At 70.6% G+C, this 25270-nt stretch carries 28 protein-coding genes; 11 read left to right on the top strand and 17 right to left on the bottom strand.

Annotated elements, in window-relative coordinates; genetic code table 11:
* Nucleotides 1–370: 370 nt before the first annotated feature.
* Nucleotides 371–1933 (top strand): apolipoprotein N-acyltransferase, encoded by a 1563-nt coding sequence (lnt, locus tag AC1DPN_RS10615; RefSeq protein ID WP_477084713.1) that lies wholly within the window; start codon nt 371–373, stop codon nt 1931–1933.
* Nucleotides 1930–2691, top strand: coding sequence for a polyprenol monophosphomannose synthase (locus AC1DPN_RS10610; protein ID WP_477084712.1), 762 nt, complete (start codon nt 1930–1932; stop codon nt 2689–2691). The genes lnt and AC1DPN_RS10610 overlap by 4 nt, the downstream gene beginning before the upstream one ends.
* Before the next feature lie 13 nt (nt 2692–2704).
* Here AC1DPN_RS10610 and AC1DPN_RS10605 read toward each other — a convergent pair whose 3' ends face one another.
* Nucleotides 2705–3049 (bottom strand): RNA polymerase-binding protein RbpA, encoded by a 345-nt coding sequence (locus AC1DPN_RS10605; protein WP_028046368.1) that lies wholly within the window; start codon nt 3047–3049, stop codon nt 2705–2707.
* 172 nt (nt 3050–3221) lie between these two features.
* On the opposite strand from AC1DPN_RS10605, the gene AC1DPN_RS10600 reads away from it, so the two are divergent.
* On the top strand, nt 3222–4157 hold the full coding sequence (locus tag AC1DPN_RS10600) for an aldo/keto reductase (RefSeq protein ID WP_477085193.1): 936 nt from the start codon (nt 3222–3224) through the stop codon (nt 4155–4157).
* A 12-nt stretch (nt 4158–4169) separates the two neighbouring features.
* Here AC1DPN_RS10600 and AC1DPN_RS10595 read toward each other — a convergent pair whose 3' ends face one another.
* The 3 genes from AC1DPN_RS10595 to AC1DPN_RS10585 form a co-directional block, all read right to left on the bottom strand.
* Nucleotides 4170–4691 carry a hypothetical protein gene (locus tag AC1DPN_RS10595; RefSeq protein ID WP_477084711.1) on the bottom strand — a complete coding sequence of 174 codons (522 nt, stop codon included), beginning with the start codon at nt 4689–4691 and terminating at the stop codon, nt 4170–4172.
* Between the two features lie 78 nt (nt 4692–4769).
* Nucleotides 4770–5252 (bottom strand): heme-degrading domain-containing protein, encoded by a 483-nt coding sequence (locus tag AC1DPN_RS10590; protein WP_477084710.1) that lies wholly within the window; start codon nt 5250–5252, stop codon nt 4770–4772.
* Nucleotides 5249–7543, bottom strand: coding sequence for an LLM class flavin-dependent oxidoreductase (locus AC1DPN_RS10585; RefSeq protein WP_477084709.1), 2295 nt, complete (start codon nt 7541–7543; stop codon nt 5249–5251). The genes AC1DPN_RS10590 and AC1DPN_RS10585 overlap by 4 nt, the downstream gene beginning before the upstream one ends.
* A gap of 130 nt (nt 7544–7673) precedes the next feature.
* On the opposite strand from AC1DPN_RS10585, the gene AC1DPN_RS10580 reads away from it, so the two are divergent.
* The 4 genes from AC1DPN_RS10580 to AC1DPN_RS10565 all read left to right on the top strand — a co-directional run bounded on the left by AC1DPN_RS10580 (nt 7674) and on the right by AC1DPN_RS10565 (nt 12529).
* The gene (locus tag AC1DPN_RS10580) at nt 7674–10052 is read left to right on the top strand and encodes an ATP-binding cassette domain-containing protein (protein WP_477084708.1); all 2379 of its coding nucleotides are present in this window, start codon (nt 7674–7676) and stop codon (nt 10050–10052) included.
* A gap of 70 nt (nt 10053–10122) precedes the next feature.
* On the top strand, nt 10123–10560 hold the full coding sequence (locus tag AC1DPN_RS10575) for an iron chaperone (protein ID WP_477084707.1): 438 nt from the start codon (nt 10123–10125) through the stop codon (nt 10558–10560).
* A 116-nt stretch (nt 10561–10676) separates the two neighbouring features.
* Nucleotides 10677–11105: an iron chaperone gene (locus AC1DPN_RS10570; protein WP_477084706.1), complete on the top strand. Its 429-nt coding sequence runs from the start codon at nt 10677–10679 to the stop codon at nt 11103–11105.
* A gap of 56 nt (nt 11106–11161) precedes the next feature.
* A complete protein-coding gene (locus tag AC1DPN_RS10565) occupies nt 11162–12529 on the top strand; it encodes a transaminase (protein WP_477084705.1) in 1368 nt (455 codons plus the stop codon).
* Between the two features lie 133 nt (nt 12530–12662).
* On the opposite strand, the gene AC1DPN_RS10560 is transcribed toward AC1DPN_RS10565, so the two are convergent.
* Both AC1DPN_RS10560 and AC1DPN_RS10555 read right to left on the bottom strand, forming a co-directional pair.
* On the bottom strand, nt 12663–13172 hold the full coding sequence (locus tag AC1DPN_RS10560; protein WP_477084704.1) for a hypothetical protein: 510 nt from the start codon (nt 13170–13172) through the stop codon (nt 12663–12665).
* Nucleotides 13173–13237: 65 nt separating this feature from the next.
* Nucleotides 13238–13516, bottom strand: a complete 279-nt coding sequence (locus AC1DPN_RS10555) for an SHOCT domain-containing protein (protein WP_477084703.1) — start codon at nt 13514–13516, stop codon at nt 13238–13240.
* A gap of 264 nt (nt 13517–13780) precedes the next feature.
* Here AC1DPN_RS10555 and AC1DPN_RS10550 point away from each other — a divergent pair, with 264 nt between their 5' ends.
* From AC1DPN_RS10550 to AC1DPN_RS10540, 3 genes are all read left to right on the top strand, one after another.
* Nucleotides 13781–15379 (top strand): MFS transporter, encoded by a 1599-nt coding sequence (locus tag AC1DPN_RS10550; RefSeq protein ID WP_477084702.1) that lies wholly within the window; start codon nt 13781–13783, stop codon nt 15377–15379.
* A 135-nt stretch (nt 15380–15514) separates the two neighbouring features.
* Entirely contained in the window at nt 15515–15922 is a 408-nt protein-coding gene (locus AC1DPN_RS10545; RefSeq protein WP_477084701.1) for a YciI family protein, read from the top strand.
* An 8-nt stretch (nt 15923–15930) separates the two neighbouring features.
* Nucleotides 15931–17136: an RNA polymerase sigma factor gene (locus AC1DPN_RS10540; protein ID WP_477084700.1), complete on the top strand. Its 1206-nt coding sequence runs from the start codon at nt 15931–15933 to the stop codon at nt 17134–17136.
* 8 nt (nt 17137–17144) lie between these two features.
* Here the strand turns inward: AC1DPN_RS10540 and AC1DPN_RS10535 are convergent, their stop codons facing one another.
* The 3 genes from AC1DPN_RS10535 to AC1DPN_RS10525 form a co-directional block, all read right to left on the bottom strand.
* Nucleotides 17145–17639: a GNAT family N-acetyltransferase gene (locus AC1DPN_RS10535; protein WP_477084699.1), complete on the bottom strand. Its 495-nt coding sequence runs from the start codon at nt 17637–17639 to the stop codon at nt 17145–17147.
* Nucleotides 17640–17708: 69 nt separating this feature from the next.
* A complete protein-coding gene (locus tag AC1DPN_RS10530) occupies nt 17709–17849 on the bottom strand; it encodes a hypothetical protein (RefSeq protein WP_477084698.1) in 141 nt (46 codons plus the stop codon).
* A gap of 56 nt (nt 17850–17905) precedes the next feature.
* Nucleotides 17906–18541 carry an MBL fold metallo-hydrolase gene (locus AC1DPN_RS10525; RefSeq protein ID WP_477084697.1) on the bottom strand — a complete coding sequence of 212 codons (636 nt, stop codon included), beginning with the start codon at nt 18539–18541 and terminating at the stop codon, nt 17906–17908.
* Nucleotides 18542–18655: 114 nt separating this feature from the next.
* Here AC1DPN_RS10525 and AC1DPN_RS10520 point away from each other — a divergent pair, with 114 nt between their 5' ends.
* Nucleotides 18656–19420, top strand: coding sequence for a ParA family protein (locus AC1DPN_RS10520; RefSeq protein ID WP_477084696.1), 765 nt, complete (start codon nt 18656–18658; stop codon nt 19418–19420).
* Between the two features lie 33 nt (nt 19421–19453).
* Here the strand turns inward: AC1DPN_RS10520 and AC1DPN_RS10515 are convergent, their stop codons facing one another.
* The 8 genes from AC1DPN_RS10515 to clsA form a co-directional block, all read right to left on the bottom strand.
* On the bottom strand, nt 19454–19990 hold the full coding sequence (locus tag AC1DPN_RS10515; protein ID WP_477085192.1) for a MerR family transcriptional regulator: 537 nt from the start codon (nt 19988–19990) through the stop codon (nt 19454–19456).
* Between the two features lie 208 nt (nt 19991–20198).
* Entirely contained in the window at nt 20199–20711 is a 513-nt protein-coding gene (locus AC1DPN_RS10510) for a bifunctional nuclease family protein (RefSeq protein ID WP_477084695.1), read from the bottom strand.
* A 68-nt stretch (nt 20712–20779) separates the two neighbouring features.
* Nucleotides 20780–21562 carry a transcriptional regulator FtsR gene (gene ftsR, locus AC1DPN_RS10505; protein WP_477084694.1) on the bottom strand — a complete coding sequence of 261 codons (783 nt, stop codon included), beginning with the start codon at nt 21560–21562 and terminating at the stop codon, nt 20780–20782.
* A 34-nt stretch (nt 21563–21596) separates the two neighbouring features.
* Complete coding sequence (locus AC1DPN_RS10500) at nt 21597–22061, bottom strand: FHA domain-containing protein (RefSeq protein WP_477084693.1); 465 nt, start codon at nt 22059–22061, stop codon at nt 21597–21599.
* A 131-nt stretch (nt 22062–22192) separates the two neighbouring features.
* On the bottom strand, nt 22193–23332 hold the full coding sequence (locus AC1DPN_RS10495) for a DUF881 domain-containing protein (RefSeq protein WP_477084692.1): 1140 nt from the start codon (nt 23330–23332) through the stop codon (nt 22193–22195).
* Nucleotides 23329–23661: a small basic family protein gene (locus AC1DPN_RS10490; RefSeq protein ID WP_477084691.1), complete on the bottom strand. Its 333-nt coding sequence runs from the start codon at nt 23659–23661 to the stop codon at nt 23329–23331. Before AC1DPN_RS10490 ends, AC1DPN_RS10495 begins: the two co-directional genes overlap by 4 nt.
* Nucleotides 23658–24650, bottom strand: coding sequence for a DUF881 domain-containing protein (locus tag AC1DPN_RS10485; RefSeq protein WP_477084690.1), 993 nt, complete (start codon nt 24648–24650; stop codon nt 23658–23660). The genes AC1DPN_RS10490 and AC1DPN_RS10485 overlap by 4 nt, the downstream gene beginning before the upstream one ends.
* Nucleotides 24647–25231, bottom strand: coding sequence for a cardiolipin synthase ClsA (gene clsA, locus AC1DPN_RS10480; RefSeq protein WP_477084689.1), 585 nt, complete (start codon nt 25229–25231; stop codon nt 24647–24649). The genes AC1DPN_RS10485 and clsA overlap by 4 nt, the downstream gene beginning before the upstream one ends.
* Between the last annotated feature and the right edge of the window lie 39 nt (nt 25232–25270).

Raw genomic sequence — 25270 nt, 5'->3', positions numbered from 1 at the left:
CGGGTGAAAAACGGAGAGCCGCCGGGAAAGCCGCGTCGCCTGTCTCGGCCTGATCTCGCGACACGCGGACCGACACGCCGAACACATGGGTACAGACCTCACCAGGGGTGCCGTGGTGACCTGCGGGTACGGCTGTCACCTGCGCCGACGCGGCCTTGACACGCCCCGGGAACTGGGTAGGTTTCAGGGGATCCACCGGAGCAACATGCCCACGACGACGTGCGGCCATGGGGGGCGAGGGTGGAGAGCTAGGGCTCCGACCGGGCCCGCGTGTTCAGTAGACAACGGTCCGTGCGCCTGCACGCCGACCGGTACGAAGGACACGCGGGCCGGTCGGTCGGCGCCCAGTTGGCTGTCGTACTCTCCTCAGGTGCCCGCCCGTGAACCCGCCCGCTGGTGGACCCTCGTTCTCGCCGTCGCCGGTGGTTATCTGACCCGGCTCGCGTTCCCTGCTCCCGGCTGGTGGGGCATGGCCTTCGTCGGCATAGCGCTGGTCTACCTCGCCATGCGCCGGGACAGCGCGCGCTGGAACGCCCTGGTCGGCTTCGTCTGGGGCCTCGCGCTGTTCATCCCGTTGATCAGCTGGACCGGGGACGCCGTCGGGCAGGTGCCCTGGTTCGCGCTGTCGACCCTCGAGGCGTCCTACTTCGCTCTCTTCGGTGCCGCGTGGTCCTGGGCGCGCCGGGGGAACGCCGTGTGGAGGAGCGCCGGACTCCAGGTCGTCGTGTTCTCGGTCCTGTGGGCCGCGACGGAGGAGCTCGCCTCGAGCTGGCCGTTCGGCGGGTTCCCGTGGGGGCGGATCGCGTTCTCGCAGGCGGACTCGCCGCTCGCAGCCTTCATCTCGTGGGGCGGGACCCCCTTGCTGACCGGCGTCGTGGTCGCGGTGGGTGTTCTGCTGGCCAGGATCTGGCTCTCGGCCCGCCGGCTGCGCCTCGTACGACTCGGAGTCGCGTGCGCCGTCGTCGCGGTCATCTTCGTCGTCGGCCTCACGATCCCGCTCGACACCGCCGCGCAGCAGGGCTCCCTGAAGGTCGGAGCTGTGCAGGGCAACGTGCCCGGGACCGGGCTCGACGCGTTCGGACAGCGCAAGGCCGTGCTCAGCAACCACGTGGAGGGCACCTACGCCCTGCTCGACCAGGTGGACCCCGGCGAGCTCGACCTGGTGCTGTGGCCCGAGAACGGCACGGACATCGACCCGCAGGTCGACACCGAGGCCGCCCAGCTGATCGACGACGCCGCCGTGGCGGTCGACGCGCCGATGCTCATCGGCACGGTGCAGTACCCCGAGAGCGGGGGTCGGTACAACACCGCCGTCCTCTGGGTCCCGGGCGTCGGCGTCACCGAGTCCTACAGCAAGCAGCACCCCGCGCCGTTCGCCGAGTACATCCCGCTGCGCTCGCTCGTGCGACCGTTCTCGTCGGCGGTCGACCTGGTCACCAGCGATATGCTCCCCGGGAACAAGCCCGGGTACATCCCGCTGCAGTCCGAGAGGTTGGGTCGCACGGTGGGCATCGGGGACGTCATCTGCTTCGAGGTCGCGTACGACGCGATCGTGCGGGACGCGGTCCGGGCCGGGGGAGAGGTGCTGGTCGTGCAGACGAACAACGCCTCGTTCGGCATCTCTGACGAGTCCACCCAGCAGCTGGCCATGTCCCGCCTCCGGGCGATCGAGCACGGACGCGCGACGGTGCAGATCTCGACGGTGGGGGTCAGTGCGATCATCGAGCCCAACGGCGTCGTCGCCCAGCAGACCGGCCTGTTCACGGCCGAGCAGATGGTCGCCTCGCTCCCGCTGCGTGACTCGCTGACACCGGCCACACGCCTCGGCTCGTGGCCCGCGTGGATCGTCGACGCACTGGCGATCGTCATGGTGGCCGCGGGGATCGCCGGCGCCCGTGCTGTCCGGCGCGCTGACCGCGGCGTCGCGGCATGAGCGACACGTCCTGGCGGGTCCTCGTCATCGTTCCCACCTACAACGAGCGCGAGAACCTGCCCATCGCCCTCGAGCGTCTGGCGGCCGAGGTCCCGGACGCGCACGTCCTGGTCGTCGACGACGGATCCCCGGACGGGACCGGTGACCTCGCCGAAGAGATCGCGGCGCGCGACGAGGTCCGCCGTGTCCACGTCCTGCACCGCGCGGGCAAGCTCGGCCTCGGCACGGCCTACGTCGCAGGCTTCCACTGGGCGCTCGAGCGCTCGTACGACGTCGTGGTGGAGATGGACGCCGACGGCTCGCACCGGGCACAGGACCTGCCCGAGCTGCTGACGGCACTGCACGACGCGGACCTGGTCCTCGGTTCGCGCTGGGTGCCGGGCGGCAAGGTGCTCAACTGGCCCATGAGCCGGCACATCCTCTCGCGCGGCGCGAACACCTACACGCGGATCGCGCTCGGCATCCCGCTGCACGACGCGACCGGCGGGTTCCGCGCCTACCGGGCCACCCTGCTGCGGGACCTGACGCTCGACGACATCGCGTCTCAGGGGTACTGCTTCCAGGTCGACATGGCGTGGCGCGCCGTCCGGACGGGAGCTCGCGTCACCGAGGTGCCCATCACGTTCGTCGAGCGTGAGCTCGGCACGTCGAAGATGAGCCGTGCGATCGTCGTCGAAGCCCTCGTGAGCGTCACCCGGTGGGGCATAGCAGAACGCTCCCGCCGTGTGGCGGGAGCGTTCCGTCGTTCGAAGAGCTAGAAGACCGGGTCGGTCAGGCGCTGCGGCGCAGCTTGCCCGACCGGAGCAGGTCGAGGCGCTCGTCCAGAAGCTCCTGGAGCTCGCCGACCGTGCGGCGCTCGAGCAGCATGTCCCAGTGCGTACGCGGGGGCTTGCCGGCCTTCACCTCGGGACGCGAGGCATCCCGGAGCAGTGCTTCCTCGCCGCAACGGCACTCCCACACCACCGGGACATCGGCCTCGACCGAGAACGGCAGAATGATCGTGTGCCCGTTGGGGCAGTCGTAGTGAGCCTGGAGGCGGGGCGCGAACTCGACGCCATCTTCCGTCTCCATGCTGTGGGACCCGATGCGCATGCCGCGCAGGGACCGGTTTGCCATCTTGGGATCCTCCGTGCCGTTGTACGGCCGTCGAGAGTGTGAACTTCCACCGGTTCCAACGGTGGGAGCCCCTCCAGTGTTCCAGGTCCAGGTGAAGGGACTGTGAACGCCCTCAGCATGTGGCGGAGAGGCTTACGCTCGCTGGATGAATTCTGAGGCTCCCACCAGGCAGATGACCTTCCGAGAGCTCGGCGCAGGGGGTCCGACCGTGTCGGTCGCGGGCCTCGGATGCAACACGTTCGGCGCAACGCTTGCCGCCGACGGGGTTCCGGCGCTCGTCTCGGCGGCCCTCGACGCCGACATCACCTTCTTCGACACCGCCGACGTGTACGGCGGTTCGTTCGGTCAGAGCGAGCTGCTCCTGGGTTCCGCACTGGAGGGGCGTCGCGACGAGATCGTGCTGGCCAGCAAGTTCGGCGCGGGCGCTCCGGACGGTGTCGCCCCCGGGTCGCGCAGCTACATCCGCGGCGCGGTCGAGGGCTCGTTGCGACGGCTCGGAACCGACTGGATCGACCTCTACCAGATGCACGTGCCCGACCCCGTGACGCCGATCGAGGAGACGCTGGCGGCGCTGCACGAGCTGGTCGTCGAGGGCAAGGTCCGGTACCTCGGGTCCTCGAACTTCGCCGGCTGGCAGGTGGTGGACGCCGACTGGAGCGCGCGGACCGCCGGCGCCTCGGCGTTCGTCTCCGCCCAGAACCGGTACAACCTCCTGGTGCGCGACGCGGAGTCCGAGCTGATCCCGGCGCTCGAGCAGGTGGGCGTCGGGCTCATCCCGTACGTGCCGCTCGCCTCCGGGCTGCTCACCGGCAAGTACCGACGCGGCGAGACGGCCCCCGACGGATCCCGGCTGTCCCGCTGGCCCGACCGGCTGGCTGGTGCGGACTTCGACCGCATCGACGCGCTCGCCGCCCTCGCCGGCGAGTGGGGCATCGATCTGCCGACGCTCGCTCTCGGTGGTCTTGCCGCTCAGCCCGCAGTCTCGACCATCATCGCGGGGGCGCGGACGCCCGAGCAGCTGCGGGCAAACGTCGCGTCGATCCTGTGGGAGCCTTCGCTCGAACAGCTCGCCGCGATCGACGACGCGTCCCCTGGTCCGGTCGGCTGACAGCACGGCGGCTCACCACTCGAGCATCCGCGCCCGGTTCGCGCCGATCGCCGCGAAGCCCCACAGGCGAACGCCGACCGTGTCGGCGGCCTCTCGCAGCGACCGCGTCCACGACGACTCGAACTCTCCACGATCCCCGCCGGACGCGCGCACCAGACCGACCAGGACCGACCCATCCGGCCCGTCCTCGTCGAGGGCCGCACGCAGCACGTCGAGCAGACGCCGGACGACCTCGGTGTCCGCCCGGAGCGGCACGTCGGCGATCGGCAGCACGATCGGGAGGGTGTTGCCGTCGTCGTCGAGCAGGACGAACCAGAGCGCAGGTCGACCCGAGCGTTCGGGTCCGACGAGGCCCAGCAGGACGGCCAGAGCGTCGTCGGGGCTGCGCACGGGCCGACGAGGCGGTGGTGGGAGGTCGTCGTCGGGACCCTCGTGCTCCCAGTCGAGCGCGTCCCAGTCATCGCGCTGCCCCGGGTGGTGAGCGGCCCGGTCCAGGTCGAACCAGCCGAAGTCGTCGTCCTCGTTCGCCGTCATGCCCACCAGCGTGGGCGCCGACGGCACCGGCGAACGGCGGTCGGTGGAGCAGGCAACCGGAGCCGGGTTGTGGTCGGCTCAGGCGAGGTGGGCGGTCAGCGCCTCGACGACGAGGGCGTGGTCGTCGGCCTGCGGGAGACCGGACACGGTCACCACGCCGACCACACCGACGTCCCGCACGCGGATCGGGAACGCGCCGCCGTGTGCGGCGTACTCGCGCAACGGCAGGTCGTGCTGAGCGTTGAACGTGGTGCCCTTGACCTTCGCGCGAAGCCCGACGAGGTAGGACGGCGCCTCGAAGCGCCAGACCACGCGAACCTTGCGCTGGACCCACGAGTCGTTGTCGGCAGTCGTCCCGGGACGCGCTGCGTGGAACACCTGCTGCGTCCCGTGCTGCACGTCCACCGTGATCGGCAGGTCCCGCTCGGACCCGAGCTCTACCAGGAGACAGCCGAGCCGCCAGGCGTCGTCGTGCGTGAACGTGGTGAACACCAGGTCGCGTTCCTGCTGCTCGATGGACGCGATGGTGCGCTGGATCTCGGCGACGTCGTCGGAACTCATGACGACATCGTCGCAGACGCCACGGGAGCGACGCCGAAGTTGCCGTCGAACACGTGTCCCGGGTCGTACAGCGCCTTCAGCCTGGCGATCTTGTCGAGCGTCGCGGGCGGGAACGCCTCGGCGATCCGAGCGGGGGACTGGTTCGTCTCGAAGCTCAGGTAGACACCGTCGAGGTGCGGCGCGAGCCGTTCCCACCACGCGTCGATCTGCGTCCGCTGGCTTCCGCGGGCTGCGGCGGCCAGGGAGAAGTTCTGCGTCCGGTGCGCGTAGGCGGTGGCCATCGGGTCCAGGTCGTTGACCGCACCGCCGACCGCCCGCAGCTGCACCATGTCCGAGACCCCGGACTGCACGAGCTCGGCGAGCAGCGACGCGAGCTCGGGCGTGACGTGCTCGACGAGCCCGCCGCGCGAGGCGGAATCGGCGCCGCCGGTGTGCTGCCCGTGGTGCGGGGCCACGGCGGAGCTGTACGGGACGAGCTGGGCCTGCTGCTGGAGGACGGGCGCGAGGTCGAGGAACTGCTCGAGCGACCGGATGGCCGCATCCGTGTCGTCGTTCGCCCAGACGACGATCGCGTACCCGATCGCCGGGTTCTGGCCGCTCGCCGGGATCATCGTCAGGAAGCTCGTGAGCTCGCGGGGTGAGTCCTCGACGAGCGCGGCCCACGACGCGATGAACGGCGCCGTGTCGGTGGCGTCGTACACGATCGTCGCGTAGACCACGTTGCCCACCTGGGCAGCCTCGATCTCGACGGACGTCACGATGCCGAAGTTCGCGCCGGCACCGCGCACCGCCCAGAGAAGGTCGGGCTCGTGCTCGGCGTCGGTACGGACGATCCGACCGTCCGCGAGCACGACCTCCGCAGCGACCACGTGGTCGAGTGTGAGGCCGTACGACCGTGCGAGGAACCCCTGTCCGCCCGCCGTCACGAGACCGCCGACCCCCACGTCGCCGTAGTCGCCCGAGCTGATCGCGAGGCGGTGCGGCGACAGCGCGGCCGCGACGTCGCCCCAGCGCGCCCCGGCGCCGATCCGGACGAGCCCCCGGTCGCGATCCAGCACCTCGACGGTGTCGAGCTTGCCGACGTCGATGACGATGCCGCCGTCGTTCGTCGACCGGCTGCTGATCCCGTGCCCGCCGCTGCGCACCGCGAAAGGCACGTCCTGCCGGCGCGCGAAGGCCAGCGCATCGGCGACGTCCTGTGCCGACGTGGTCCGGACGACGAGGCCGGGGGAGCCCGCGTACACGTACGACGAGCGCACCCGCGCGTACTCCCGGTCCCCGGGCTCCACGACCTTCCCGACGAGGGAGGCCGGCAGCCCGTCGTAGTCGATCCCCGGACGCCGCTTGGTCAGTGCTGCGACGGGCCGGACGGTCCCGGTTGTCGTACCGGCGCCGGACCGTTCCGCCGCGACCGCCTCGCGCAACGCGGGGGCGACCTCCTGGCCGAACACCGCGAGCGTGCGCTCGTCGTCGCTGGCCAGGATGAACGTGCCGATCCCGTCGTCGAGCACCAGGGGCAGCAGGTCGTCGACCCACTGCTCGGGGGGGCCTTGCAGGAAGCTCGTGCTGTTGGACGAGCCGGAGAAGGACCCGCCGCCGACGTTGAGCAGGCGGCGGATCTCGCGCGGGTCGCGCCCGGCCGCCTGTGCCGCCTCGTCGATCGTGGTGTTGCCGCGGCCCAGGTCGCCGGGCTGCAGGTATCCGAGACTGGGGAGCCACCCGTCGGCCTTGGTACCCACCAGGCGCAGCATGCGCGGCTTGTAGGCACCCAGCCAGATCGGGATGTCGTGCGCGGGAGCGGGGCCGCGCTTGGCGCCGTCGACCGAGTGGAACGTGCCGCGGAGCCGTAGGGGCGTGCGCTCGTCCGCGTCCCAGATGCCCCGGATGATGTCGATCGCCTCGTCGAGTGCGGTCACACCTTCACCCGGCGTCAGTCGAGGTGAGCCCATCGCGACGATCGCGTCCCAGAACGCACCGGACCCGAGCCCGAGAGCGACGCGCCCGCCCGTGAGCAGGTCGAGGCTCGCGGCCGCGCGTGCGAGGACCGCCGGCGGTCGCAGCGGCAGGTTGAGCACGTTGCCCGAGAGCTGGATCCGCTCCGTCGAAGCGGCTACCCACGACAGCAGGGTCCACGTGTCCAGGAACGCCGGCTGGTAGGGATGGTCCTGGAAGGTCACCAGGTCCAGGCCGGCGTCCTCGCTCGCCCGAGCGAGCGCCACGACCTGCTGGGGATCCTTCGCCTGTGGCGTCAGGAAGCTGCCGAACACCAGCTCGTGGCCGTAGTCGGGCACCGCATGACCTCTCGTAGGTTGATACAACGTTCAACTATAAGCCTCGAAGCGCCTGTCACATGACTGCGCGGGGGAGGGGCGGGTGCTCGTCGGTGGTCCCTGGCACGATGGGCGACACACCATCATCGCCATGAGGACGGACACGCAGTTGCCTGCACAGCACTCTGCCGACAGCCACGACCAGATCCGCGTCGAGGGCGCCCGGGTCAACAACCTCAAGGACATCAGCGTCCAGATCCCGAAGCGCCGGTTGACGGTGTTCACGGGCGTCTCGGGGTCCGGCAAGAGCTCCCTGGTGTTCGGGACGATCGCCGCCGAGTCCCAGCGCATGATCAACGAGACCTACAGCTCGTTCGTGCAGGGCTTCATGCCGACCCTGGCACGCCCGGACGTCGACGTGCTCACCGGGCTGACCACCGCGATCATCGTCGACCAGGAGCGGATGGGCGCCAACGCCCGGTCGACGGTCGGGACGGCGACCGACGCCAACGCGATGCTGCGCATCCTGTTCAGCCGGATCGGGCAGCCGCACATCGGGTCGCCTCAGGCGTTCTCGTTCAATGTCGCATCGGTCTCCGGGGCCGGCGCCGTGACGATCGAGCGCGGCACCACGACCACCAAGGAGCGACGCAGCTTCTCGATCACCGGCGGTATGTGCCCACGCTGCGAAGGCATGGGCAGCGCGACGGACATCGACCTCAGCCAGCTGTACGACGACTCCAAGTCCCTCAAGGGCGGCGCGCTGACCATCCCCGGCTACACGGCCGACGGCTGGGGCGTGCGGATCTTCAGCGACTCCGGTGTGGTCGACGGGGACAAGCCGATCCGGGAGTTCTCCGAGCAGGAGATGCACGACTTCCTCTACAAGGAGCCGTTCAAGGTCAAGGTCGGCGCGATCAACCTCACCTACGAGGGGCTGGTCCCCAAGGTGCAGAAGGCGTTCCTCTCCAAGGACCGGGAGGCGATGCAGCCGCACATCCGGGCCTTCGTCGACCGGGCCGTCACGTACACCACCTGCCCCGACTGCGGGGGCACGCGGCTCAACGCCGGGGCGCGGTCGTCACGCATCGCTGGCGTGAACATCGCAGACGCCTGCTCGATGCAGATCAGCGACCTCGCCGAGTGGGTGCGTGGGCTGGACGAGCCGTCCGTGGCGCCGCTGCTCAAGACGCTGCGCGAGATCCTCGACTCGTTCGTCAGCATCGGGCTGGGGTACCTGTCCCTCGACCGGCCGTCCGGGACACTCTCCGGCGGCGAGGCGCAGCGCACCAAGATGATCCGTCACCTGGGCTCGTCGCTGACCGACGTGACCTATGTGTTCGACGAGCCGACGATCGGCCTGCACCCGCACGACATCCAACGCATGAACGAGCTGCTGCTGGCCCTGCGCGACAAGGGCAACACCGTGCTCGTCGTCGAGCACAAGCCCGAGTCGATCGTCATCGGGGACCACGTGGTCGATCTCGGGCCGGGGGCGGGCACCGACGGCGGGACCATCTGTTTCGAGGGCTCGGTCGAGGACCTGCGCTCGAGCGGCACGCTCACCGGTCGCCATCTCGACGACCGGGCGACGCTCAAGCCCGAGGTGCGGACACCTGCGGGCACGCTGGAGATCCGCGGAGCGAAGGCCAACAACCTGCGGGACGTCGACGTCGACATCCCTCTGGGCGTCCTCGTCGTCATCACCGGTGTCGCGGGGTCCGGGAAGAGCTCGCTGGTGCACGGGTCGATCCCGGAGAGCGCGGGCGTCGTATCGATCGACCAGGGCGCGATCAAGGGGTCGCGCCGCAGCAACCCGGCCACCTACACCGGCCTGCTGGAGCCGATCCGGAAGGCCTTCGCCAAGGCCAACGGCGTCAAGCCGGCCCTGTTCAGCGCCAACTCCGAGGGCGCGTGCCCCAACTGCAACGGTGCGGGTGTCATCTACACGGACCTGGGTCCGATGGCGAGCGTCGCGACGACCTGCGAAGTCTGCGAGGGCAAGCGGTTCGACGCCTCTGTCCTCGACTACCACCTGGGCGGCCGCGACATCAGCGAGGTCCTGGCGATGTCGGTCACGGAGGCCGAGGAGTTCTTCAAGACGGGGGAGTCGCGCACACCAGCCGCCCACACGATCCTCGCCCGGCTCGTCGACGTCGGGCTCGGCTACCTACGGCTCGGCCAGCCGTTGCCCACACTGTCCGGCGGCGAGCGCCAGCGGCTCAAGCTGGCCACGCACATGGGGGAGAAGGGCGACGTGTACGTCCTCGACGAGCCGACGACCGGGCTCCACCTCGCCGATGTCGAGAACCTGCTCGGACTGCTCGACCGGCTGGTCGACTCGGGCAAGTCCGTGATCGTCATCGAGCACCACCAGGCCGTGATGGCACACGCCGACTGGATCATCGACATCGGCCCGGGCGCGGGCCACGACGGCGGGCTGATCGTCTTCGAGGGATCGCCTTCGGAGCTCGTCTCCGATCGCTCCACGCTGACGGGAGAGCACCTGGCCGCCTACGTCGGCTCCTGAGGTCCGCTGTCACATCGTCGCGCCGGGGAACGTCAAGCCATCGAGACGACCCCCGAGAGGAAGAACCGACATGACCGCGACGACGAACACCACGACCAACCGCACCACCGGCGGCTTCACCGACGCTGAGCGCGACGCGATGAAGGAGCGCGCCAAGGAGGTCCGCGGCAAGAAGGACAACGGCGAGGCGGACCTGCTCGGCAAGATCGCCGAGATGGAGGACGCCGACCGCGTGATGGCCGAGCGGCTCCACATCCTGGTCAGCGAGGTCGCACCCGACCTGACGCCGAAGACCTGGTACGGCATGCCGGCCTACGCCAAGGACGGCAAGGTCGTGCTCTTCTTCAAGCCGGCGGCGAAGTTCAAGGCCCGCTACGCGACGCTCGGCTTCAGCGACTCGGCCTCGCTCGACGACGGCTCGATGTGGCCGACGGAGTTCGCACTGACGAAGCTGACGGCCGCCGATGAGCAGCGGATCGTCTCCCTCGTGACGCGTGCGGTCGTCTAGCGCGACCTGGCGGACGGAGCATGCCCTTCGTAGGCTCGTCAGGACCATGCGTCGTCACCGTGTGTCCGACGAAGGATGCCGAGCACTGACGACGATCGGGCGAAGGAGAGTGTGCGATGACGAACACCACCGAGACGTCTGAGGGCTGGACCGCTGAAGAGCGCGCAGCCATGAAGGAGCGCGCTAAGGAGCTCCGGGGCACGGGCAAGAAGGGCGACGGCGAGGCGGACCTGCTGGCGAAGATCGACGAGATGAGCGGGACCGACCGCGCGATCGCCGAACGGATCCATGCCATCGTCACGAAGGTCGCGCCTGAGCTCACGCCGAAGACCTGGTACGGCCAGCCCGCCTACGCCAAGGACGGCAAGGTCGTCGTCTTCTTCCAGGCGTCAGCGAAGTTCAGCACGAGGTACTGCACGCTCGGCTTCAACGACGTGGCCTCGCTCGACGACGGTTCGATGTGGCCGACGTCGTACGCGCTGACGGGGCTGACCGACGCGGACGAGCAGAAGATCGCGGCGCTGGTGAAGCGGGCGGTCAGCTGAGGTCGACGGCGGCAGTTCGGCCGCCGTCGGCTCCTGGTCGCGGATAGCGTTCGCAGGTGACCTCCGTCGACCGCACCCGCCTCGCCTCCCTGCTCGAGCGAGAGGTCGAGCAGTTCCATGCGTTGCATCCCCGCTCGGCGGAGCTGCGGGACCGGGCGGACCACCTGTTCGGCCGCGTGCCCATGACCTGGATGAACATGGGCGCAGGAGGATTCCCCCTGGCCTTCAGTACGGCTCGAGGAGCGCGGATCACCGACGTCGACGGCCTGGACTACGTCGACTTCGCGCTGGGCGACACCGGCGCCATGGCGGGCCACTCACCCGAGCCGACTGTTCGTGCGGTCCAGCAGCGCATCGCGGAGCAGGGTGGCATCACCACGATGATGCCGACGGAGGACGCCGAGACCGTGGCCGCCGAGCTCGCGGGCCGCTTCGGGGTCCCGCTGTGGTCCTTCACGCTCACGGCGACCGACGCGAACCGCTGGGCGATCCGGCTGGCTCGCATGGTGACGGGACGGCCGCGCATCCTCGTGTTCTCGTACTGCTACCACGGGTCGGTCGACGAGTCGCTGGTCGTGGTCGGACCGGACGGTCACGCACAGGTCCGGGACGGCAACGTGGGCCCGGCGGTCGATCCCACGACGACGACACGGGTCGTCGAGTGGAACGACCTCGAGGCCCTCGACCGCGAGCTCGCCCACGGCGACGTCGCGGCGATCCTCACCGAACCGGCCCTGACCAACATCGGGATCGTCCTGCCCGAGCCGGGATTCCACGATGCGCTGCGCGCGCTCGCCACCCGACACGGCTCGCTGCTCATCATCGACGAGACCCACACGTTCTCGGCCGGCCCGGGCGGCATGACCCAGCGTGACGGCCTCGCGCCCGACATCGTCGTGATCGGGAAGTCGATCGGCGGTGGCATCCCGAGCGGCGCCTACGGTCTGAGCGCCGTTGTCGCGGAGGCGGTCGACGAGTGCGTGGCTCGCGGCACCGCGGACCTCGTGGACGTCGGGGGAGTCGGGGGCACGCTCGCGGGCAACGCGCTGTCACTCGCAGCCATGCGGTCCACGCTCCACGAGGTGCTGACCGAACAGGCGTTCGAACACATGATCGAGCTGGCTGCCCGCTACACCGCGGGCGTCCAGAGGACGATCGACGCGTTCGACCTGCCGTGGTCCGTGGTTCAGCTGGGTGCCCGGTCGGAGTACCGCTTCGCCCGGCCGGCACCACGCAACGGCGGCGAGTCGGCGGCGGCCGCGGATCCGGAGCTCGACGCCTACCTCCATCTTTTCCTTGCCAACCGCGGGATCCTGCTGACGCCGTTCCACAACATGGCGCTCATGTCGCCGGCCACGACTGCGGACGACGTCGACCGGCACCTGGCCGTGTTCGACGACGCAGTCCGGGACCTCGTCGGCTGACCAATCGTCCGACGAGCGCGGTGCGACGAGTGCTGCCATCGCCGCGCGGGTGAAGAACGAGAGATCGCGGACGCCCGCCGAGCGACGGTGCAGGGCACCCGCTGAGTAGCGGGTGCCCTGCACCGGTCCGAGATCAGGCGTTGTCGAGCTCTTCGGCGGCGAGGAGCCCGACCTCGACGAGGTCGAGCGGGTGCACCCAGCCGTCGCTGACCGGGACACCGCCGGCGCGCGCGATCGCCGCACGCAGCGGTGCAGCCCACACGTGCTCGATCAGGGCGATCGCCGCGGCGCTGCCGTTCGGGATCTGGCCGGCGACATCCCACGCCTGCTGCTCGTCGAGGATGTGGCCGTCCGAGCCCGCCTCGTACCCGAGCGCGGCGCCCACCTCGAGACCTTCCTCACCGGCCAGGCCGAGTCCGAGGAGCGCACCGATGGTGGCACCGACGTCTTCTGCCTCGTCGATCGACAGATCGCTCCATGCCAGGGTGACGATGTCGCCGTCGAGCGTCTTCTCGACCACGAGGACGTCGATGAGGCGGATGAGCTCGTTCTCCCGCAGGCGGGTGAGCTCGTCCAGGATCTCTCCTGAAAAGTTGGGCTTCTCGAAGCTGACGACGAGCAGCTGGACTGGACCGATGGGCATGCTGGGCTCCTGTTGACGCTGACGTTCCAGCGCCCCGGACCAGGGCGCCGGGTCTTGCCTTCGGATCAGGCGTTGAGCAGCTTCGCCTTCTGGGCGTCGAACTCCTCCTGGGTCAGCACGCCGGCATCGAAGAGCTCCTTGAGCTGGGTCAGCTCGGCGTAGACGTCCGCGGGCGCCGCCGCGGGCGCGGGTGCCGGCGCCGCAGCGACCGGGGCGGCCTCCGGCGCGGGCGCGGCCGCCTGCTGCGCCGCGGCGTTCTGGGCGTTCGCCTGAGCAGCTCCGCGGTTCGAGGCGACGTGGGCCGTGGCCCCGAGTACTGCTGCGCGACGTAGCATCCGCGGCATCGTGTTCTCCTTCGGCTCCGGCGTCGGCGCTTCGTGCTGACGCCTGGTTCACGGGCAGGCCGCGTCCGCTGGCGGGGCCGGCCCGACCGGTCGAACCGCCCAATCGGAGCGTAACCGCATGCCGGATCATCCCGACTCATCCGAGACGGGTGATGAGCCAGACTTCCCGTTCAGGCGTTACGCCGATAATGAACATTATGACAACTTGCCCAGAGGAGCGATCCCCTGCTCCCACGGCGGTGCACCGCGATAGGCTCCCGCGACATGAGCACTGACCAGGAGAAAGACGACACGTCCGTCGGCTCCGGCAACCGCCGACTGATGGTCCTCCTGGCCATGGCGATGTTCGTGCTGGTCGTCGACACGTCGTTGATGAACGTCTCGATCTCTGCGGTCATCGACGACCTGGACACGACCGCGAGCGGCGTCCAGTCCGCCATCGCGCTCGAGGCCCTCGTCTCGGCGGCCTTCATCCTGATCAACAGCAAGGTCGGCGACCTGATCGGTCGCAAGCGCGCGTACGTCCTCGGACTGATGGCGTACGCGGTCGGCGCGCTCGCCATGACCCTCGCGCAGAGCCTCACCGCGATCATCATCTTCTGGGCCATCATCGGCGGTCTCGGAGCGTCGCTGCTCCTGCCTGCGATGCAGTCCCTGATCCACGGCAACTTCGCCGGCGCCGCTCAGAAGCAGGCGTACGCCCTCGTCGGTGCCGCCGCCGCCATCGCGGCCGCGATCGGGCCGCTGCTCGGCGGGTTCGTCACGACCTACCTGTCGTGGCGGGTCGGTTTCGGGCTCGAGGTCGTCATCATCCTCGTCGTCCTGAGCCAGATCCGGCTGGTCCGCGACGTCGCCTACACGGGCGTCCGCCGCATCGACGCCGTGGGTGCCGTCCTCTCCGTGATCGGCATGGGCGGTGTCGTCCTCGGGATCCTCGTCTGGCAGGAGGGCGGCGAGGCCGTCGGTCTGCTCATGCTCGTCGGAGTCGTCGCGCTGGTGCTCCTCGCCCGCTGGCTCGTCAGGCGCAAGCGGGAAGGGAAGCTGACGCTGCTGGACCCGGACCTCTTCCGGCACCCGAACTTCACGGCCGGGATCTCCGGGCAGGGGCTGCAGCAGATCACCCTCGGAGGCGCGATGATCGCTCTCCCGCTGTTCCTGCAGATGACGCTCGAGTACAACGCGCTCGAGGCGGGTCTGTCGTTGGCGCCGCTCTCGCTGACGATGTTCGCGGCGGCACTGGTCGCCGGCAAGAGGGCCGGAGACCGGCGGCCCGCCGCGATCATCCGCACGGGCTTCCTGCTCTCGAGCATCGGCATCGCGATCATCATCCCGTTCGTGCCTCGAGTCGACAGCGGCTGGTACCTCGTGGTCCCCCTCGCCATCACGGGCTGCGGGCTGGGCCTGCTCGTGTCGCAGCTCAACAACTACACGCTCGCACCCATCGAGGAGGAGCGGGTCAGCGAGGCTGCCGGCGTGAACTCCGCCGCCGGGTCCTTCGGACTGTCGTTCGGGCTCGCGATGGCCGGCGGCATCATGCTCGCGGCTCTCTCGCTGAGCTTCACGCAGATGACCCAGAACAGCGAGATCATCCCGGCGGACGAGCAGCAGCAGATCGCCGCGGCGCTCGAGGAGGACGCCGAGATCATGAGCAACACCCAACTCGCCGAGCAGATCACGGGCCAGCCGCCCGCGGTCGAGGCCGAGATCATCGCGATCAACAACGATGCCCGGAACCTCTCGCTGCAGGTCGCGCTGCTGATCCCCCTGCTCGCCGGTCTGATCGGGCTCGGCAACTCGTTCCGGATGCTCCGGCTCCCGGACGTGAAGCCGTCGTCGTCGCTCGAGGGCACGGACTTCGGCTGACGCACGCCCACTCCCCCGGGCGACCATCACGCGCCCAGGAAGCCGGTGCGTGATTCCATGTCGAGAACCTCTGACCGGCTCCGCTCTCCAGGTGAAGGGCCACGAGACGCGCGGCCCACGACACAGGAGACTGCCATGCCGAAGTACCTGCTCCTCAAGCACTACCGCGGCGGCCCCGAGCACCACCGCCCGGTCCCCCCGATGGACCAGTGGGACCCGCAGGACATCGAGGCGCACCTGGCCTTCCTCGAGCACGTCAACGACGTGCTCAAGGAGAACGGTGAGTACGTCGACGCGCAAGCGCTCACGCCGTCACGCACGTGGGTCCGCTACGGCGGCCCCGACGCCGCGCCGGTCACCACGGACGGCCCGCTGCCGGAGACCAGCGACCTCGTGGCGGGCTGGTACATGATCGACGTCGAGTCCTACGAGCGTGCGCTCGAGCTCGCCGCCTACGTGTCCTCGGAGCCCGGCCCCGGCGGAACGCCGCAGTACGAGTGGATCGACGTCCGGGAGGTCATGTCCTCGCTGCCGGACAGCTGACCTGCCCGATGGACGGATCGACGCGACCGCTGGACGAGGGTGCCCTGCGCACCCTCGTCCCGCACGTGCTGGCGGGCCTGGTCCGACGGGGCGAGGACTTCGACGCGGCCGAGGACGCGCTGCAGGAGGCACTGCTGGAGGCGCTCCGGGTGTGGCCCGACCACCCACCCCGAGACGCACGGGCGTGGCTCACGACGGTGGCCACCCGTCGGCTCGTCGACGCGCGCCGCAGCGAGTCGGCCCGGGAGCGTCGCGAGGGGACGACGCACGCCGCGCCGCAACCGACCGCCACCGAGGAGGGCGACGACACCCTCTTCCTCCTCTTCTGCTGCTGCCACCCGGACCTCTCCCCCGCCTCCCAGGTGGCTCTGACGCTGCGCGCCGTCGGCGGACTGACCACGCGCGAGATCGCCGACGCCTTCTACGTGCCCGAGGCCACGATGGCGCAGCGGATCAGTCGCGCGAAGTCCGTGCTCCGAGGGCGACGTCTGGACCGTCCCGGTGACCTCGCGGTCGTCCTGCGCGTCCTCTACCTCGTCTACACGACGGGACACGCGGGACGGGTCGACCTGGCTGCGGAGGCGATCCGGCTCGCCCGCCAGCTCACGCTCGCCACGCAGGAGCCCGAGGCCCGCGGGCTGCTCGCGCTGATGCTGCTCAACCACGCGCGGTTCGCGGCACGGTTCGACGACGAAGGCCGGATCGTCACGCTGGACCGACAGGACCGCGGGCTCTGGGACTCGCGCCAGATCGCCGAGGGCGTGCGCGTCCTGCAGTCGGCGCTGGCCGTCCAGCGCGTCGGCCGGTACCAGATCGAGGCGGCGATCGCGGCCTTGCACGACGACGCCGCCAGCGCCGAGGAGACCGATTGGGCGCAGATCCTCGCCTGGTACGACGACCTCCTCGCGCTGAGCGACGACCCGGTGCGTCAGGACCCTGCCGCGGTGCTCGCGCGGGCCGTCGCGGTGGGGCACGTCCACGGGGCCCAGGCGGGTCTCCTCGAGACCGAGCCGCTGCGCACCGTCCTCGGGGACCGGCACCGCTGGCACGCCGTGCGCGGGTACCTCCACGAGCTCGACGCCGACCTGCCGGCCGCTGCGGCGTCCTACGCGGAGGCCGCGCGGCGCGCGACGAACGTCGCCGAGCGTCACCACCTCGTCCGGCAGGCTGCACGCATGAGGACGTTCCTCTGCCCCGACGTGCCGGGCGCCTGAGCTCGAGGTCAGTCGGCCGTCGGCGGCTCGAGCGTCAGCAGATACCGCTCCTCGGTCAGCGTGCCGTCGCGCGCCTGCCGCTCCCCTGTACGCGTGTAGCCGGCGCGGACGTACAGGTCACCTGCGGCGTGGTTGTTGTCGACGAGCCACAACGACACCGTTCTCGCGCCATCGGCGGCGGCCGCCTGGCGGACGGCGTCGAGGAGGGCCCACCCGATGCCTTGGCGACGCGACTCCGGGGCGACCCACAAAGAGATGACGTGCCGGTCGTCGAGAGGCGAACCGGGCTCCTGGAGCATCTGCACGATCCCACGACCCGTGCCGGTGTCGTCGACCGCGATCCAGGTGGGGCTCGTCCGCAGACGCATGCGCCAGTGCGACTCGACGAACCTGTTCTCGCGTGCCAGCGACGCCCGGAAGACCTCGGGATTCTCGCGCACCGCCCGCAACCTGACGTCGCGCACGATCTCCCAGTCGTCCTCCGCAACGCGAGTGATCAGCACCAGGACAGAATGCCCCACGTCAGGCACCGGTGGGCACCACCGCAGTCGCGCGCCGTCGAACGAATCGAGTCAGCCGCCGTGGCCGTCCCGATCGGGCACCGACCGGGCCGCGTCGGCGATCTCCTCCTCCGGCCGTGGGGGCACGGTCTCGTCGTACTCGAGGACGGGCACCTCGTGCGTGTGGCCGTCGTGGTCCGGAGCTTCCGTCACGGTCGTCTCCCTCCGACGACGTCCACGGTACGCATGCCGAGCCGCGGGCGCTGCCCCTAGAGCTCGAGACCTTCGCCCGACGCGAGCAGGACGGGGTCACCGGCACCACCCAGCCTGCCGACGAGCGTGGACGCGAGCGCGACACCGGGCGCCGAGAGCTGCGCGTCGTGGATCGCGACCAGCCGCGGCGCACCGACCGACCGGACGTAGTCGACGACCTCGCCGACCTTGAGCCACGGCGCGCCGATCGGGGTCAGGAGCACGTCCACGGGAGCTCCTGCCGGGTCGACGTAGGCGTCCCCGGGGTGCAGGACACCGGCGACGAGGTAGCCGACGTTGGGCACACGCGGGACGTCGGCGTGGATCAGGGCGTGCCACTCGCCGAGCACGGCGACCTCGAAGCCGCCCGCCTCGAAGGTCTGACCGGCGCTCACCGCGTGCAGCCGGTCCTCCTGGGCGCCGGCGCCCGCGAGGACGTCGAGGACGGCCTGCGGTCCCCACACGTCCACCCCGGACGCGACGACGGGATCCGGCGAGACGTGGTCGGCGTGCTCGTGCGTGACCAGGACGGCCCGGACCCCGTCCAGCGCTGCGGCGACGTCGGAGAAGGCACCCGGGTCGATCACCAGGTGGTCGTCACCGCGGTCGAGACGTACGCAGGAGTGTCCCCAGCGGGACAGGCGAGTGCTCATGTCGGCAGTCTGCCCCGGACGGCACAGCGGTGCTGGTCGAATCCGGCTCGAACCCGGAGCTCTCGCTCCGGCGTGGGATTCGTCTCGGACACATGGCACATATACGGTGTCGCCGTGCTGGTGCTCGGGGTGTGCAGTCTCAAGGGTGGCGTGGGCAAGACGTCGGTGACCCTCGGTCTGGCGTCGGCTGCGCTCGAACGCGGCCTGCGCACCCTCGTGATCGACATGGATCCCCAGGGTGACTGCACGATGGCGCTCGGCGCGCGGCCCGACACGGCCGACGTCGCCTCGGTCCTCGAGCTGCCCGGTGCCGCGACGATGCAAGCCGCGACCGTGCAGTCCTCGTGGGCCGACGACGGTCTCGACGTGCTGGCCGGGTCCGAGCGCTCGGCCGAGCACGACAGGCTGCGCGACACCGACGTCGAACGTCTGCGCTACGCCCTGTCCTGGGTCAACGGGTACGACCTCGTGCTCATCGACTGCCCGCCGTCGCTCGGTGGGCTCACGCGTACGGGTCTCGTCGCGGCGGACCGCGCGATCGTCGTGACCGAGCCAGGCCTGTTCGCGGTGATGGCGGTGGGGCGGGCGATGAGGACGATCGACGAGCTCCGTCGTGGTCCCGCGCCCGCGCTGCAGCCGCTCGGCATCATCGTGAACCGTGTCCGCGCGCGCTCGATCGAGCAGGCGTTCCGTCTGGAGGAGCTCCAGACCCTGTACGGCCCGCTGGTCCTCACGCCGGCTGTCCCGGAGCGCGCAGCGCTGCAGCAGGCGCAGGGGGCGGCTCAGCCCGTGCACGCGTGGCCCGGTGCCGCTTCCGCGGAGCTGGCCAGGACGTTCGACGCGTTGCTCGACAAGGCACTGCGGGCGCCGCGCCGCTAGCGCGGTGCGCGCTTGCGGTGAGCAGGTCCTCCGTCAGCCGGCGGTGCGGGCCTGGCGGCGCATCGCCAGCTCGTCGTGCGGCGACGGCTCGGCGATCGCGTGGTCGTCCTCGTCCTCCGCGCGCTCCGTCGGCAGCGCGGCGAGGGTGCCCTCGACCTCTCGCCAGACGCGACCGACGGCGATGCCGAAGACGCCCTGCCCGCCCTGCACGAGGTCGATGACCTCGTCTGCGGACGTGCACTCGTAGACGCTGGCACCGTCGGACATCAGGGTGATCTGTGCCAGGTCGTCGACGCCGCGCTCGCGTAGGTGGCTGACCGCGGTACGGATCTGTTGCAGCGACACACCTGTGTCGAGCAGGCGCTTGACCACCTTGAGCACGAGGATGTCGCGGAAGCTGTACAGCCGCTGCGTCCCGGAGCCGGTCGCCGGGCGGACCGAGGGCTCGACCAGGCCCGTGCGTGCCCAGTAGTCGAGCTGGCGGTACGTGATGCCGGCGGCCCGACAGGCCGTGGGGCCGCGGTAGCCGGTGGAAGTGTCGAGATCAGGGAGGTCGTCGTCGAACAGCATGCCCTGGGCGCGCTGGGGCACAACCCCGCCGACGCTCTCGGCATTCTCGGTGCTGGTCACGAATCCTCCACTCGTCGAACGCCGGTCGGGCCAACGTCTCCCCCGGCTACGAGCCACAGTAGGCCTGTGCGGGTGCGGATGCCACGACGCCTCCGGGCGTGTCGCCGTCCGCGAGTCTTACCTTCGACCTGAACCCGAAGGTTTGTCCTCACACACCCTCGTCGTCAGGTTCCGAGCCCGTCCCGAAGTCCTCGGGGGTGACCAGGTCGAGGAAGCGACGGAACCGTTCCAGATCCTGCTCGGACGTGGTCGTCCGGACCTCGACGCCGGCCACCGCGACGACCTCGGCCGAGCACAGCACCGGGCAGGAGAACCGCAGCGCCATCGCGATCGCGTCGGATGCGCGCGAGTCGACGCGCGGACCGGTGCGAAGGACGAGCTCGGCGTGAAAGACGCCCTCCTCGAGCCGCGTGATCTCCACTCGGGTCAGACCCGAGCCGGTGGCCACGAGGACGTCGCGGAGCAGGTCGTGCGTCATGGGTCGGGGCGGCACGATGCCAGCCTGCGCCGAGGCGATCGCGCTCGCCTCGGTCGGTCCGATGAGGATGGGGACGAGCAGCTCGGAGTCCGGGTCGAGGAGCAGCACGACGATCTCGTCGTCCGCGAGGTGCTGTCGCACTCCCACGATCTCGACGGGAATCAGCTCAGCGTCTTCCCCCATACGGCCCAACCTACGACGCTACCGACGATCCGGCGCCCCCTTGGGCCGATCGGCGTGTATCGGTCCCGTTACGGTGCGAGATCCGCGACCGCTGCGCGCACGAGGGCCGTGTGCATCTGGGTGCACAGCTCGCCCACCTCGGCCGCCAGCGTCCCCGCCCGAGCCCGGCTCGACGCACTGCGCTGGCCACGCCACGGCGCCACGACCTGCTCGACCAGGTCCGCCTGCCGGTCGGCGGCCGCACGGAACTGCCGCAGGTGCCGGGGGTCGATCCCGTGCTCGGCGAGCGCTGCAGCCGACACGACGATCTGCAACGCCCAGGAGTCGAAGGCGCCCGACGGGTTCGCACGCAGGATGCCGGCCGCCGCCAGGTCGTCGATGAAGGCAGGGTCGACGTCGGCCTCGCGAGCCAGCACGTCCAGGGTGAGCCGCGGTCCGGCCGACTCGCGCACACCGTCCCGGGTGGCGAGCCGTGCACGCGGCGCAGGCTCGTCCTCCTCCCCCGCGTCGAGAGCGGCGAGCCGCTCACCGATCACCTTCAGGGGCATGTAACGGTCACGCTGCTGGCGCAGGACGAAGCGCAGGCGCTCGACGTCGGCCGGCGAGTACTGGCGGTAGCCCGAGGCGGTGCGGACGGGCTCGATCAGCCCCTGCTCCTCGAGGAACCGCAACTTCGACGTGGTCACCGCGGGGAACTCGATCTGCAGCGCGGCCAGCACGTCCGAGATCCGCATGGTGGCGCGCCGCGAGATGCCGCGGGGCCAGAGCTCGTGGGTCGCGTCGTGAGGTGCGTCGGCCGGTGGGGTCGCGGGCGCCTGCACGGCGTCCAACCGCTGCGGTCGTGCACTCACCACGCGAAGCCCCCGGTCGATCCGTTCGTTCCGTTCACGCGCCCGCTGCGTCCCGGTGCGGGCTGGGGTGGAACGTCATGCGGTACTTGCCGATCTGCACCTCGTCGCCCGCGCGCAGCACCGACTGGTCGATGCGCGTGCGATTGACATAGGTGCCGTTGAGCGAGCCGATGTCGCGGACCAGGAAGTGGCTGCCCTCACGCACGAACTCGGCGTGCTTGCGCGAGACGGTCACGTCGTCGAGGAAGATGTCCGCGCCGGTCGACCGCCCTGCCACGGTGCGCGGCGCGTCGAGCAGGAACCGTGCCCCCGCGCTCGGGCCACGCTGCATGACCAGCAGAGCCGACGTCGGCGGCAGAGCGTGCACGGCGCCGACCTCGTCGGGGGTCAGGCCGACGGGCGCACCCGACTCGATCTCGACGGGCTCGATCGCGCCGAAGCTCATCGTGGTGTCCGGTCCGGAGGGCGGTCCCCCGACCTGCGGGTCCTCGCTGCTCATGCCACCTCCCGGTCAGAAACTGTCGACGGCCAGGGGCGCGTCGCATCGCGTTCACACCCTATGCGGACCAGGGCGCACCGCGCAGCACGCTCGCACCGTCCAAAGCTGGACACGCGCCCGAAAGAACGGGATCAATCGCCCGTCGGAGGGATCGGCGTCGCGTAGACCGGATCCGGAATCACCCGCAGCGCCGTGATCTGGACGTCGTCACGCTGGTCGACGTCGCCCTCGCCGCCGTCCGTGCGCACCTGGGCCATCGCACCGCCGGGGATGCGCAGGGCCGGGTCGATCGTGTCGGGGTCTCCGATCACGGTCCACACGTACGGAGACGACAGGTCCACACCGTCCAGCACGATCGCGCCGCCCGTGCCCGTGAAGGCGCTGCTGGCGGTGATCCGCTGGCCGTTGAGCTCGATCGCCTCGGCGCCCGCGTTGCGCAGCTCCTCGAGCATGTTCAGCATCGTGACGGACTTGATCTCGCCGTCCGGCTCCGTGAGCGTGACCACGACTCCGGGCCCCTCGGCGGGCAGCCGACCGGTGAGGATCCCCTGGGTCTCGGCGCTGCGGCGCAGGGCGTCGAGGGCTGCCTGCCGACGGTCGGAACCGGACAGCAGCTCGTCGCGTTCCCGCGTGAGGTCGGCGGACTCGCTCGCGAGGGCGTCGCTGCGGTTGGTGACCTCGTCCAGGATCCGGACCAGGTCCTGCTGCCGCATCGAGTTGAGGTCGGCGCCGCTGGCCTGGCGCACCTGGACGACGAGCGCGAAACCGAGCAGGGCGCACAGCACACCGGCGAGCACCTGGGCGCGTGTCATCCTCGGCTTGAGCGCACGCCCGAGGACCGACCAGGCGCCGTCGGCCTCCGGTTCGGTCGGCGGCGGCGTTTGCCCCGGCTCCGACGAGACCGAGTCGCCCGCCGACAGTCCCTCGTCCCCGAGGACGTCCCGCGTCTGCGGGACCTCCGCCTGCTGTGCAGCGACCTCCTGCTCGCCCGTCTCGACGGGCTCGTCGGAAGACCACGGGGGCTCGTCGTCGACGCGCTCGTCGATCGCATCGGCCCGGGCCTGCTCGATGGCCTCGTCGCGTGCGAGCTCGGCGGCTGCGGCGGCCGCGAGCGGCGACTCGTCGTCGTTCACGACCGGGCCGGCCAGGTCCGGACGCGGCTCGTTCAGCGCGTCCCACACCTCGAGCGGACTGGGCCGGCTCGGCTCGGCGGGCACGGACGCGTCGGACTCCGGGACGTCCGGCTCGTCGCGCGGGGAGTCCATCGTCATGCCTTGAACAGGTGCCGGCGGATCGACGCCGCGTTGGAGAAGATGCGGATGCCCAGCACGACGACGACAGCGGTCGACAGCTGCGCGCCCACACCGAGCTGGTCGCCCAGGAACACGATCAGGGCAGCGACCACGACGTTCGACAGGAACGAGATCAGGAACACGCGGTCGTCGAAGATGCCGTCCAGCATCGCGCGCAGGCCACCGAACAGGGCGTCGAGCGCGGCGACCACGGCGATCGGCAGGTACGGCTGCAGCTCCGTGGGCACGGTCGGCTGGAGCAGGAGCCCACCGATGATCCCGATGAGCAGGCCGATGACGGCGATCATTCGCCCTCCCTCCCCGAAAGACGTGCCGACCATGCCACACCCGACATGTCCGACGCACGTTCCGCGCCGGTCACGTCGGCGGAGCTCTCCGCCTTCGGCGACGGTGCGGCGTCCGTGGGCTCGGAGGCACCGAGGACGGTCGCGTCGTGCAAGGTCACCGGGCCCGTGCCCGGCAGCTCGAGCCGGGACTGCGACGACATCTCCACGCCGATCCCGAAGGTCGTCCGCAGCATCGACATGCGCTGTCCGGCGCTGGTCCTCGCGAGCGCGGGCTGCATCGCGACGGGGTCCCCGACGGCGTCGATCGTGTACGGGCTGCTCAGCGACACCAGGTCCACCATCACGGCGTCACCGGCCGAGCGGATGGCCGTCATCGCGTTGAGCCGCTGACCGTTGACCGCGATCGCCTCGGCGCCCGACGCCCACAGGCCGTTGACCACGAGCTGGATGTCGATGTCGAGCACGCGCTCCTTGGGGTCCTGGGTCTCCTGGTCGTCCGTCGGGGCGTCGGACAGCTCGATGCGCAGGCCACGTCCCGCGACGGGAACGACGCCCGACTGGACGGCCATGGCCTGGGCCCCCTCGCGCAGCGTGAGGTCGTCGTCCCCGAGAACCTCCGCCTGCAGATCGCTCACCTGGGCGGCGAGGTCGTCGATCTGCGCCTGGAGCGCGTCCGCATTCTCGGTGCGCTCCTCGATCTGCCCTTCGAGGAGCTCCCGGGCCTGCTGCACCGAGCCGGCCGGCTGCCGCAGGGCCATGGTCGCCGCCGTGGTGCCGAGGCCGAGCAGGACCGCGACGACGACGAGCGTCGTGACCGAGCGGACCGACCGACCGTGAGCGGTCCCGTCCGCCGCCTTGCGTGCCGCCGCCTCGGCGTAGCCCGGGTCGAGGGGACGTCGGTAGAACTCCGTCAGGAGCGTCATCGACGCGTCCGGCGACCGTCGCGTCGAGGCTGCGGGCTGTCCGTCCGTGCCGTGGCGCGACGTCACGCGGGCTCCGCCGGAGCGCGGAGCAGCCTCGCTGCCTGCGCCAGGTACAGCGCGCCTGCGAACCAGTAGAGGGCGACTCCCCAGAGCGCGAACGCCCAACCCACGACGCCGGCGACCACACCGACCCACGAGTCCCACTCGGCGAGCAGCAGGAGCGGGAACGCGTAGAGCAGGGCGAAGGTGCCCGCCTTGCCGGCCAGGTGCACCGGCAGCGGCGCATAGCCCGCCCGGCCGAGCACCAGGAGCATGACGCCGAGCACCACGTCGCGCAGCACGAGGACGACGAGCAGCCACCACGGCACGACGTCACGCCATGCCAGGGCCACGAGCGTGACGATGATGAAGAGGCGGTCAGCCGCCGGGTCGAGCAGCTGCCCGAGCTTCGAGACCTGCCCCAGGCGGCGCGCGAGCACGCCGTCGAGCCAGTCGGAGGCGCCGGAGACCGCGAGGACGAAGATCGCCCAGCCGTCGGAGCCCGTTGCGAGGAGCACGGCGAACACGGGCACGAGCAGGAGGCGCACGAAGCTGATCGCGTTGGGGATCGTCAGCACGCGTGAGGAGACCGTGTTGTCGTCGGCCATCGCCTGCAGCTGCCTCCCCTGATCCCGCGCGGACTGTGC

Source organism: Cellulomonas sp. P4_H4, assembly GCF_056400865.1.
Note: the sequence above shows the minus strand (reverse complement) of the source record. Positions and strands in the feature narration are given on the sequence as shown.